At 33.9% G+C, this 10,831-nt stretch carries 11 protein-coding genes and 1 pseudogene; 2 read left to right on the top strand and 10 right to left on the bottom strand.

The genetic code is table 11. From position 1 onward, the window contains the following. Positions 1–20: 20 nt before the first annotated feature. A pseudogene (locus FNW21_RS14485) lies at positions 21–236 on the bottom strand (transposase); the annotation flags it as partial. 106 nt (positions 237–342) lie between these two features. On the opposite strand from FNW21_RS14485, the gene FNW21_RS14480 reads away from it, so the two are divergent. Next, on the top strand, positions 343–1,029 hold the full coding sequence (locus tag FNW21_RS14480; RefSeq protein WP_144257470.1) for a zinc metallopeptidase: 687 nt from the start codon (positions 343–345) through the stop codon (positions 1,027–1,029). Between the two features lie 213 nt (positions 1,030–1,242). On the opposite strand, the gene phoU is transcribed toward FNW21_RS14480, so the two are convergent. The 9 genes from phoU to FNW21_RS14435 all read right to left on the bottom strand — a co-directional run bounded on the left by phoU (position 1,243) and on the right by FNW21_RS14435 (position 10,164). Continuing rightward, the gene (phoU, locus tag FNW21_RS14475) at positions 1,243–1,920 is read right to left on the bottom strand and encodes a phosphate signaling complex protein PhoU (RefSeq protein ID WP_144257469.1); all 678 of its coding nucleotides are present in this window, start codon (positions 1,918–1,920) and stop codon (positions 1,243–1,245) included. 45 nt (positions 1,921–1,965) lie between these two features. Then, the gene (pstB, locus tag FNW21_RS14470) at positions 1,966–2,724 is read right to left on the bottom strand and encodes a phosphate ABC transporter ATP-binding protein PstB (RefSeq protein ID WP_144257468.1); all 759 of its coding nucleotides are present in this window, start codon (positions 2,722–2,724) and stop codon (positions 1,966–1,968) included. A gap of 47 nt (positions 2,725–2,771) precedes the next feature. Next, positions 2,772–3,716, bottom strand: coding sequence for a phosphate ABC transporter permease PstA (gene pstA, locus FNW21_RS14465; protein WP_144257467.1), 945 nt, complete (start codon positions 3,714–3,716; stop codon positions 2,772–2,774). A gap of 3 nt (positions 3,717–3,719) precedes the next feature. Further along, entirely contained in the window at positions 3,720–4,922 is a 1,203-nt protein-coding gene (gene pstC, locus FNW21_RS14460; RefSeq protein ID WP_144257466.1) for a phosphate ABC transporter permease subunit PstC, read from the bottom strand. A gap of 83 nt (positions 4,923–5,005) precedes the next feature. Then, positions 5,006–5,839: a phosphate ABC transporter substrate-binding protein gene (locus FNW21_RS14455; protein WP_144257465.1), complete on the bottom strand. Its 834-nt coding sequence runs from the start codon at positions 5,837–5,839 to the stop codon at positions 5,006–5,008. A gap of 73 nt (positions 5,840–5,912) precedes the next feature. Beyond that, complete coding sequence (locus tag FNW21_RS14450) at positions 5,913–6,746, bottom strand: PstS family phosphate ABC transporter substrate-binding protein (protein WP_144257464.1); 834 nt, start codon at positions 6,744–6,746, stop codon at positions 5,913–5,915. A gap of 27 nt (positions 6,747–6,773) precedes the next feature. Beyond that, on the bottom strand, positions 6,774–8,084 hold the full coding sequence (locus FNW21_RS14445; protein WP_144257463.1) for a porin family protein: 1,311 nt from the start codon (positions 8,082–8,084) through the stop codon (positions 6,774–6,776). 233 nt (positions 8,085–8,317) lie between these two features. Beyond that, a complete protein-coding gene (locus FNW21_RS14440) occupies positions 8,318–9,379 on the bottom strand; it encodes a sensor histidine kinase (RefSeq protein ID WP_144257462.1) in 1,062 nt (353 codons plus the stop codon). 101 nt (positions 9,380–9,480) lie between these two features. Beyond that, complete coding sequence (locus FNW21_RS14435) at positions 9,481–10,164, bottom strand: response regulator transcription factor (protein WP_144257472.1); 684 nt, start codon at positions 10,162–10,164, stop codon at positions 9,481–9,483. 285 nt (positions 10,165–10,449) lie between these two features. Here FNW21_RS14435 and FNW21_RS14430 point away from each other — a divergent pair, with 285 nt between their 5' ends. Further along, positions 10,450–10,788, top strand: coding sequence for a T9SS type A sorting domain-containing protein (locus tag FNW21_RS14430; protein WP_144257461.1), 339 nt, complete (start codon positions 10,450–10,452; stop codon positions 10,786–10,788). The last annotated feature ends 43 nt before the right edge of the window (positions 10,789–10,831 follow it).

Below are 10,831 nucleotides of genomic sequence, written 5' to 3'. Positions count from 1 at the left end.
TTTTAGTATTGAATGATTACTTACGATGTATTTGTACTCCTGTCATCAAAATAATTTAATATGGTTTGGGGATGATTGATTATTGTTCGAGATATTGTATTAAAAGACTTGAATCCAGATTGATTTACTTTTTCGTGCCATTTGGCTAATTTTGCAAATCCGATTATTTTGTCTGTTGTCTTTTCAAAGATATTGCGCAGGTCTTGTGTTAGATTGTATGCTTTTTGAATATTGGGTTTGAGTCTTGTTGTATTCGTATCTTATTGACAGCAATGTCAAAATGACATCCTAAATAGTATGGTTCACAATTTGATTATCTTTATAAAATTTAAAACAAACAAAATGGGAATGAGTTATTTGATTCTAGCTGGTATAATTATGTTATTCAGTTGGTTGGTTAGTTCAAGACTGAAAAACAAATTTGAATATTATTCTAAATTTCAATTGCAAAACGGAATGTCTGGCTCCGAAATTGCTCGAAAAATGCTTTCAGATCATGGTATTCAAGACGTGCGTGTAATTTCTATCCCAGGACAATTAACTGATCATTACAATCCAGTAGATAAAACGGTAAACTTAAGTGAAGCTGTTTACAACCAACGGAATGCCGCTGCTGCGGCTGTTGCTGCTCATGAATGTGGGCACGCAGTACAGCATGCTCTAGGGTATCAATGGCTCACTATGCGCTCGCAACTAGTGCCTATTGTAAATGTTGCTTCAAGTTATATGCAATGGACTTTATTGGCTGGAATTTTAATGCTTCGTACATTTCCGCAGTTGTTATTAATTGGGATACTGATTTTTGCTGTAACAACATTATTTTCAATAATTACTTTGCCAGTAGAATATGATGCTAGTGATAGGGCTCTGGCTTGGTTAAAAAACAAAAAAATATTGAACCCTTCAGAATATGTAGGTGCAGAGGATTCTTTAAAATGGGCAGCTAGAACTTATGTAGTTGCGGCTTTAGGATCAGTTGCAACATTGTTATATTATGTTTCTATTTATTTAGGAGGTAGAAGGAATTAGTAATTAATTTTTTGATAGACTCTTTAAATTGTATGACTGCTTGTTTAATGTTTACAGAATGAGAGTTTATACAATGATCAAACTTGTTGTAAAACATTTGATTTTACAAAGGGTTATTATACCAAAAAAGTTTAAAAAAGGGTAGCATAAAGTGCCCTTTTTTAAACTTGAACCAATTACTTTTTAGTATAAAATACTAAAGCTATGAGGTTTTTAATTTTCTGTATTTAAATCTTCAAATTTTTCATGTTTGATGATTTTGGCATTAATCATAAAGTAAACATATTCAGCTATATTAGTACTGTGCTCTGAAATGCGCTCTAAATGTTTTAGAACCATTACTAAATTCGTTCCAGAAACCACTACTTTAGAATTCACTTTCATTTCATTGATGATGGCATGAATAGCATCATCGCATTTGTTCTTGATTGATTTGTTCATAACAAAGATTTCGCCAATCGTATTTTCATCTCTTGTCAAAAAACACTCATTGGTTTTAGTCATAATCAATTCTACTTGTCGGGCAACATCAGCAATCGAAAAAGTAGTTATAAGGTCGTGTTTGTCCTTAATACTTTTGGTTTTTTTTATAATGCTCATGGACAAATCTCCAATTCGTTCCATTTCATTACTAATTTGCATTGCCGACATAATAAAACGTAAATCTGAAGCAACTGGTTGTTGCAACGCAAAAATACTTTGACAAATTTCATCAATTTTAATATCTAATTTGTCAATTTTGTGTTCGTTTTTCTTTACTTCCTTTCCTTCCGAAATTGGTTCAGAAAGTACTGCTTTTATCGCCTCGCCAACTTGGATTTCTGCTAAAACACCAATTTTTTGGATAACGCTTTTTAATTTATCTAATTCTATTTCAAAATATGTAGCCATGTTTTTTATAATTTTAAAGATTGTAATATACCTATTTTAGAATTATTATCCAAATCTACCTGTTATATAATCTTCTGTTTGTTTTTGTAATGGTTTGGTAAAAATAGTATTTGTTTTGCCCATTTCTATCAATTCGCCCATGTAAAAGAAAGCAGTATGATCACTAGTTCTAGCTGCCTGTTGCATATTGTGTGTTACAATAATAATGGTGTATTGCTCTTTTAATTGATGCACCAATTCTTCGATTTTTGAAGTCGAAATAGGATCCAAAGCACTTGCAGGTTCATCCATTAGGATAATGTCTGGGCTAACCGCCAATGTTCTGGCAATGCACAACCGCTGTTGCTGACCACCAGAAAGTCCTAATGCCGAATCGCCTAATCTATCTTTTACTTCGTCCCAAATTGCAGCTTGACGCAATGAAACTTCGACAATTTCGTCCAATTGTGTTTTGTCCTTTAACCCATTAATTTTGGGTCCATAGGCAATGTTTTCATAAATAGATTTTGGAAAAGGATTTGATTTTTGAAAAACCATTCCTATTTTTTTTCTAATATTGACAACATCTACATTTTTATCATAAATATCAATTCCTTCTACTAGCATTTCGCCAGTAATGCGAACACTTGGAATCAAATCATTCATTCGATTTATACATCTCAAAAAAGTAGATTTCCCACATCCCGAAGGGCCAATCAAAGCAGTAACTTTATTGGCTGGAATTTGCATCGAAATTTCTTTTAATGCTTTTTTTTCTCCGTAATACAATGACAAGTCATTTACGTGTATTTTTATATCTTTCATTTTTTTATTGTTAAGTCTAAAATAATAAATTTTTGCTGATTTTACAATTATTTTGCTCTTCTTCTGATTCTAGATCTAATAACTACAGCTACTAAATTTAAGGACAATGTTAAAAGTAATAAAACTAATGTGGTTGCAAATTGAATGGGCATTGTTTTTTCTACATCCGAAGATTGGGTGGACATGATGTAAATGTGATATCCTAAATTCATGAATTGATCACTTAAGGATCCAGGTAAAGTGGCAAGATAATACGCTGCGCCAGTAAATAAAATAGGTGCAACCTCACCAGCGCCACGGCTTACAGCTAGAATTGTGCCTGTCATAATTCCAGAAACAGAACCAGGTAGCACCACTTGTTTTATAGTTTGCCATTTAGTCGCACCAAGCGCTAAACTAGCTTCTCGCAATTCTCTTGGAATTGTTTTGAGTGCTTCCTCTACGGATACAATAATTACTGGAAGTGTCAATAAGGACATTGTCAAACTTGCCCATAGGATATTAGGTTGTCCCCATCGCAATTCGCCACCATTGAAAGCAGTATCTACACCTGCTCCTAAAAATTGTATGAAGAACCCAAGTCCAAAAAGCCCAAAAATAATAGAAGGAACAACAGCTAATGTTCGCACTGAAAACCGAACGGCTGCAGCAAATTTTGAATTCTCGCTAGCATATTCTGTTAAATAAATGGCTGTAATTGTCCCAAAAGGAACTGCAGCTATAGACATCACAATTACTAAAATAAATGTTCCTATTAAGGCTGGAAGAATCCCGCCTTCGGTCATACCGTTAGTAGGAAATGAGGAGATAAATTCCCAAGAAAACTTGGCTCTACCTTGATAAACAATGATGCCAAGAATGATAAAGAGTACCGCAATTATGATGAAAACTGCTAGTTGTGTTACTCCAACAAAAAATTTACCTTTTATATCTGAACCCTTTTTTTCGGATGAAAAAAATTGGTTTTCTAATTCAATATTAACTTTATCCATGATTTATTTTCCTTGAAATTTTTTGATCAACTTTCCTTTTACATAAAACTCTGCAACTGCATTTAGAGCAAAAGAGAATATAAAGAGTAATGACCCAATAAAAAACAACACACTATAATGGGTTTCACCAAAAACAGTTTCAGCCATTTCTGACCCAATAGTTGCAGCAAAAGTTCGCACACTTTCAAAAGGATTTGAGGACAATAATGCCGCATTTCCTGTTGCCATAAGCGCAATCATTGTTTCACCAAAAACACGACCAACACCTAAAAGTAATGCTGCAAAAATACCTGGCGTTGCCGCTGGCAAAGTTACAAAAAAAGCCGTTTGCCATTTGCTCGCTCCCAAGGCCAAACTAGCTTCGGTAAAAGTTTTAGGAACCGCTGACAAGGCATCTTCGGAAATGGTGTATATGATAGGAATTGCTGCCAAAGCCATTGCCACACCTCCAATAAAAGCATTTAATCGGGATTCATAACCAAAAATACTTTGAAAGAAAGTAGCCAAAACCATTAAAGCAAAAAATCCAATAACTACTGATGGAAAAGCGGCTAACATTTCTATAATGGGTTTTATAATTTCTTTGGCTCGTTTAGAAGCGAAACAAGAGGTATAAAGTGCGGCTAAAATAGCCAATGGTCCAGCAATTAACATCGCTATTACAGTCACTTTTAATGTTCCTATTAACAATCCTATTAATCCAAATCTTGGATTTTCGGATACTGGAACCCACTCCGTTGTAAAAAAGGTACTCCATGTTTTATCAGCTCCTTCATTATTTTCTGAAACAGCTTCAGGAGTTTCGGTCGCTGTAGTTTCAGGAGTTTCGGCTTTTACATCGCCATAGGTTTCTGGTTTAAGATCTTCGGTAGAAACGGGATCTGATCCGTAAGTTTCTGGTTTCAAATCGGCATTAGAAACCGGTTCTGATCCATAGGATTCTGGTTTTAATTCTTCGGTTGTGGTGCCACCATAACTTTCTGGTTTAGCAGTTCCTTGAATCTCTGTTTTTGCTTTTGCATCAGAACCAAAACTAAATAATGGTAAGGATTCTTTGAAAACAAAAATAAAAATTAAAAAAATAATGGCAATCGACAAAAAGGCAACTGATGAAATAATTTTTTCGGCCAAAAATTCAGAAAGTCGAAACTGTTTTTTAAGACTTTCTTTGGTAAAACTTGGATTAACTGGGAATTGGGAATTCATTTGCTTTCTTTAAGAATTCATATTTTTTAAATACAAAACTATCCCTAGTAAAATTGATTTACAAGGGATAGTTGAAGTTTTTATTATTTTAAAGGAAAATAGCCTTGTTCAACAACCAATTGTTGTCCTTTTGGGCTTAAAATCCAATCGATAAAAGCTTTGGTTTCACCGGTTGGTCTTTTCCTTAAATACATGTATAAGTACCTAGAAATAGGGTAGGTCTTGTTTTTTATGGTAGCTGCGGTAGGATAAAACCCTTTGCTTTTGGCATCTTTTTTTACTTTACAATCCTTTACTCCTTCGGCGTAAGCGGCTCCACCATAACCAATACTGTATTTGTCTTTTTTTACTGCATTTACAATCGCAGCTGTTCCTGGTAGGGTTTGACATCTTGGAGAAAAATCAGTTTTCACGACATGTTCTTTAAAAAATTCAAAGGTTCCTGAACTACTTTCACGTCCATACAATTGAATGTTTTGATCATCGCCACCCACTTCTTTCCAATTGGTTATTTTTCCTGAATAAATAGCACCCAGTTGGTCAATTGTAAGTTCCGAAACACGATTTGCTTTGTTTAGAAAAACTGATAAACCATCTTTGGCACAAGGGATTTCGATTCCTTTGGTTTTAAACGATGCGACTAATTTCTCTACTTCGGCAGGTTTAATAGGACGACTTGCATTTGCAATATCAGTAGTTCCATTTAAAAGTGCTGACAAACCAACTCCTGACCCACCACCAGTCACTTGAATAATGGCATTAGGATGTGTTTGCATATAGACTTCCGCCCATTTTTGCGACAAAACAACCATGGTGTCAGATCCTTTTACGGTAACTTTTTCAACAGTTGTAAAGGAGAACCCAACAGCAATAACGACTACTAAAAACGCTGCTAATTTTAATTTTGCTACTTTCATTTTGATTGATTTTAAAATGGTTTTAAATTCAAAATTCCTTGTTGAAAGAATCAACAAGGAATTTTTATACTTTTTATTTTACTGGGAAATAACCAATTCCTTCAATAACCTTTTGACCTTCTGGGCTTAAAATCCAATCAATAAATGCTTTGGTCTCTCCCGTTGGTCTCGATTTAAGATACATATATAAATACCTTGAGATTGGGTAGGTTCTGTTTTTAATCGTCTCGGCTGTTGGAGCATAAGCAGGACTTTTATCGTCTTTTTTTACTTTACAGTCTTTCACGCCTTCTGCGTAAGCAGCACCACCGTATCCAATTCCAAATTTATCTTTTTTAACAGCATTTACAATTGCAGCTGTTCCTGGTAAGGTTTGACAACTTGGAGAATAATCTGTTTTTACCACATTGTCTTTGAAGTAAACAAATGTTCCTGAACTGCTTTCTCTTCCGTATAATTTGATATTTGCATCTACACCACCTACTTGTTTCCAGTTGGTAATTTGACCTGCAAATATTTGTCCAATTTGTTTTACAGTAAGTTCCGAAACACCATTGGCTTTGTTAATGTAAATAGAAATACCATCTTTGGCACAAGGGATTTCTACTCCTAAAGTACTGTAACGGGCTTTTAATTTCTCTAATTCTGACGGTTTCATTGGGCGACTTGAATTAGCAATATCTGTCGAACCATTAATTAACGCTGCGATACCTACACCTGATCCACCACCAGTTACTTGAATGATAGCACTTGGATTTTTTTTCATGTACACTTCCGCCCATTTTTGAGATAAAATAACCATAGTATCAGAACCTTTAACGGTTATTTTAGATACAGTAGTAAAGGATAATGCTACAACAGCAATTGCTAATAAAGCTATTCCTAGTATTGTTTTTTTTGTTTTCATTTTCATTTTTTAAAGTGATATTTTTTTTTAGAATCCTGCTTGAATACGAATTGTAAATGTATTGTCTAATTTGTCTCTTGTGTAATCTCCACCTACAGTAGTGCTTTTTTCATTTATTGGCAAAGTGTAACCAGCAACGATTTTTACATTTTCGTCATAAAAATATTGCCATGAAAAAGCCCATGTTTTGTATTTTAAATCTTCTTTTATTGTGACAGCATTTCCAGACAAATGATTGTTTGGATCCCAATTATCATAACGAACTGCTAATTGATTGTTCTTACCAATATTTTTTACAATTGTAGCGTAATATCCAGTAAAATCTCGAATTCCATTAAAATTGAAACTTGGATTGCTATTGGCTATAGGCGAAAGTGTAGTCCCTTTTTCACCTGAAATTGTTCCTTTTATGAATTCAGATTTGAAGGACATTCCACCAAGAAAGTCATAAAAAACTCTTAACTCTCCGGCAAACCATCTTTTTTGAAAACTATCGCCAATTTTTGCGGTAAAATTTTGGTTGTTTTGATCACTAAAAGTCCCTGCTTGCAATACTGTTGTATTACCAAGGTATGTGTGTGCTCCAAAGTCAATTCCTAAACCTTTTGACGGAAAACTTAACGAATATACTCCACGAAGCATAACATCCTTTTTGCTGTCTACGTCTCTTAAATTGTTGGTCAAAGAACCTTCTCCGTAATTACCATTAAAAACAGCCATTTGGAATTTAAAAGGAATGGCATATTTTGTTTGAAAATCAGCTTCTATTTTTGCTCCTAAATCTCTTTCTTGAGGATATAAAATACCAGACATTCTGCTTCTTTCTAAAAGTTCTCTGGATCTAGAAGAAAATTCAACTTCATAACTAGTTCTATTGAATTGACCAAGGAACAATTTAAAAGTTTCCAACCATTTATCGTTTAATTGTACGTAAGCATCTCTTAATGTTACTTTGTCAAAAGCATAGTCAGGTTGAATAACAAAAACAGCTCCAGTTACTGGTTCGTAAGTTAATTTAACACGAGCTCGTCTGATAAAAAAGGAATTGGTAACTGGTACTTCCTTTGTAGAAGGCCCTGGCCCAATATTGTCTTGGTAATTATACATTTCATACTGTGCCTGGAGGTAACCTGAAAATTTAACTTTTGCTACTTTATCAAGAGTAGCATCAGATGTGGCTAATCTTTCTTCTAGTCCTGCAAACTTCATTGAATGTGCATCAACTGTTTCTTTTAACGAATCGATAGATACCGTTTTTATGGAATCATTTTTTACGTCTTGTGCATTAGCCATCCATGAGGCACCTACTATTAAAAACGCAACTGCAATTTTTTTCATTGTGTATTATTTAGATTAATTTTTACAGTGCAAATATCATACAGCAATGTTAAGTAATTGTTAATCTAATATTATGTTCGCAATAAGTTATTATTAAATATTTATTTGAGATTTTTTATGTTGATTATAATGAATTAGATTAGCCTTATTTTTTGTTTTTTGATATAAAAACATTTAAAATAACAATAGATTTACACGATATTAACAATTGTACCTTAAAAATGAACGCTATCTTAAGAATGAGCCATTTTTTCTAATGTAAAGGAAAACTCGGAGCCAATGCCAAATTCGCTCTCTACATAAATCTTTTCTTTGTGGGCTTCTATAATGTGCTTAACAATGGCGAGTCCTAAACCAGAACCACCTTCTGATCGAGAACCGCTTTTGTCAACTCGGTAAAAACGTTCAAAGAGGCGTGGTATGTTTTGCTTTTCGATTCCTTCCCCATTATCGGTCACCCTAACCAAGACTTTCTTTGGAGTTAAATTCACAATTGCAATTTCGGATGAACCGCCAATTTTACCATATTTTATCGAGTTTACAATCAAGTTCTCGACTACTTGTTGGATTTTGTCTTTGTCGCCATTTACAAAAGTGGGCTGAATGTGGTAATTCTCGAACGAAAGTGTGATTTTCTTTTTATCGGCTTTCATTTCTAACAAATCAAAAACGTTTTGAATCAAATCTACAATATCGAAATCCGAAAATTCTAAATTCAAGTCCCCCGATTCTAATTTGGTAATCATATCCAAATCCTCCACGATATAAATTAAGCGTTCTACTCCTTTTTCTGCGCGTTTCAAGTATTTCTTCCTAATGGATTTATCTTCCATGGCGCCATCTATAAGTGTAGATAAATAACCCTGAACTGTAAACAAAGGCGTTTTTAACTCATGAGATACGTTTCCTAAAAATTCTCTACGATATTCTTCTCTAACTTGAAGCATCTCGATTTCAAGTTTTTTATCGGTTGCAAACTTTTTTACTTCTCGAGTAAGCGTCTCCATATCCGTAGTAATGGGTTTGTTAATGAAGGTGCTGGATTCCAAAAGCGATACATCGTCGTAGATTTTCTTGACTCTCCTATAAATAAAACGCTCCACTCTATATTGCAAAACAATAAAAGAGAAAATATAGGTTATGAATATAAAAATAGCACCAAATAAAAATACGGTATGTGCTGTGGTTTTAAATACAAAAGTCGCCAACAGCATTACAAATCCTGTGGCGAATAAACTAATGTATAAGGCTGATTTAACAGCGAATTTATAGGTTTTTTTAAAACTTATTTTCATTCACTTGTGAGTTTTTGTTTTTACAGTAATAAAAACAAATGTATACCATTTAAAGGTAGGTTTCTAAAATGGCATTTAATAATTAAGGAAGGTTTGTAAAATTACACCTCAAATTTATAGCCAACTCCTTTGATGGTTTTAAAAAGATCTTCGCCTATTTTTTCTCGAAGTTTCCGGATGTGAACATCGATCGTTCTACCGCCAACTACAACTTCGTTACCCCAAACTTTATCCAAAATCTCATCGCGCTTGAATACTTTTCCTGGTTTTGAAGCCAATAAATAGAACAATTCAAACTCCTTCCTAGGTAATGAAATTTCGATATTATCTTTTACAATTTTATATTCTTCTCTATTTATTTCTATACCACCCACGTTTAGCGTTTCGCTATTTTGCTCTTGTTCTTTCAAGCGTCTTAACAATGCTTTAACTTTGCTTACTAGTAATTTTGGTTTAATAGGCTTGGTTATATAATCATCGGCTCCAGCATCAAATCCAGCCACTTGCGAATAATCTTCGCTTCTCGCAGTTAGGAACGTAATAATGACATGGCTTAATTCTGGAATTTTCCGGATGTGCTCACAAGCTTCCATACCGTCCATTTCTGGCATCATAACGTCCATTATAATAAGGTCAGGAACTTCTTTTTTAGCAACTTGTATGGCTAGTTTCCCGTTGGCTGCCGTAAATATTTGGTATCCTTCTTGTGCTAGATTATAACCTACAATTTCTAAAATATCCGGTTCGTCGTCTACTAGCAAAATCTTTGTATTTCTTTTTTTCATAGGAATGGCAATCGCATTGATTATTTTCAACATGTAAATATAAAGTAAAAGCAACAAAGGACTGATCCCTGTTTAGATAAATTAACGGATTGGTAACACTTTAGTAACATTTAACAATTAGCACAAATACGCCGAAATAAGTAAATTTGCAACGGCCTAAAAAAGCCATTTCAAAAACGCAACTGTTAATTTTTTTACAAAAAAAGAAACACCAACGCATTTTACGCTATTTTGGTATCACTTTTGAAATGTTTTTTTATATCTTTACCATAACAAAACAATCTGATGATAAAAAACTACTTTTATATTGTTATTTTATTGGGGTTCTTTTTTACAACAAAAGCTACTGCTCAAGAAAGTAAACAACAACCAAAGCTACAAGAATCCACCGCAATTGAGGGATTAAACTTGTATCCTAATCCTGTGAGCAACGGTAAAGTATATGTTACCTCCAAAAGTGACACGGACAAAGAAATCATTATTTTTGATGTTTTGGGTAAAAAAGTACTTCAAACTGTTTTGAGTTCAAAAGAATTGAACGTTGGAAATTTAACTCCTGGTGTTTACATTATAAAAATTAGCGAAAACGATGCATCAGCCACAAGAAAACTCATAATACGATAATTAACAATTCACATACCGAAAGCTCCAACATTGATTGGAGCTT

This window comes from Flavobacterium restrictum (genome assembly GCF_007097245.1).
Classification (GTDB): domain Bacteria; phylum Bacteroidota; class Bacteroidia; order Flavobacteriales; family Flavobacteriaceae; genus Flavobacterium; species Flavobacterium restrictum.
Note: the sequence above shows the minus strand (reverse complement) of the source record. Positions and strands in the feature narration are given on the sequence as shown.

Excerpts from the sequence above, each read along its gene's own strand:
- FNW21_RS14440 (WP_144257462.1), bottom strand. The coding sequence starts at position 9,379 with ATGAAAATAAGTTTTAAAAAAACCTATAAATTCGCTGTTAAATCAGCC.
- pstA (WP_144257467.1), bottom strand. The coding sequence starts at position 3,716 with ATGGATAAAGTTAATATTGAATTAGAAAACCAATTTTTTTCATCCGAA.
- FNW21_RS14450 (WP_144257464.1), bottom strand. The coding sequence starts at position 6,746 with ATGAAAACAAAAAAAACAATACTAGGAATAGCTTTATTAGCAATTGCT.
- phoU (WP_144257469.1), bottom strand. The coding sequence starts at position 1,920 with ATGGCTACATATTTTGAAATAGAATTAGATAAATTAAAAAGCGTTATC.
- pstC (WP_144257466.1), bottom strand. The coding sequence starts at position 4,922 with ATGAATTCCCAATTCCCAGTTAATCCAAGTTTTACCAAAGAAAGTCTT.
- FNW21_RS14455 (WP_144257465.1), bottom strand. The coding sequence starts at position 5,839 with ATGAAAGTAGCAAAATTAAAATTAGCAGCGTTTTTAGTAGTCGTTATT.
- FNW21_RS14445 (WP_144257463.1), bottom strand. The coding sequence starts at position 8,084 with ATGAAAAAAATTGCAGTTGCGTTTTTAATAGTAGGTGCCTCATGGATG.
- pstB (WP_144257468.1), bottom strand. The coding sequence starts at position 2,724 with ATGAAAGATATAAAAATACACGTAAATGACTTGTCATTGTATTACGGA.
- FNW21_RS14430 (WP_144257461.1), top strand. The coding sequence starts at position 10,450 with ATGATAAAAAACTACTTTTATATTGTTATTTTATTGGGGTTCTTTTTT.
- FNW21_RS14480 (WP_144257470.1), top strand. The coding sequence starts at position 343 with ATGGGAATGAGTTATTTGATTCTAGCTGGTATAATTATGTTATTCAGT.
- FNW21_RS14435 (WP_144257472.1), bottom strand. The coding sequence starts at position 10,164 with ATGAAAAAAAGAAATACAAAGATTTTGCTAGTAGACGACGAACCGGAT.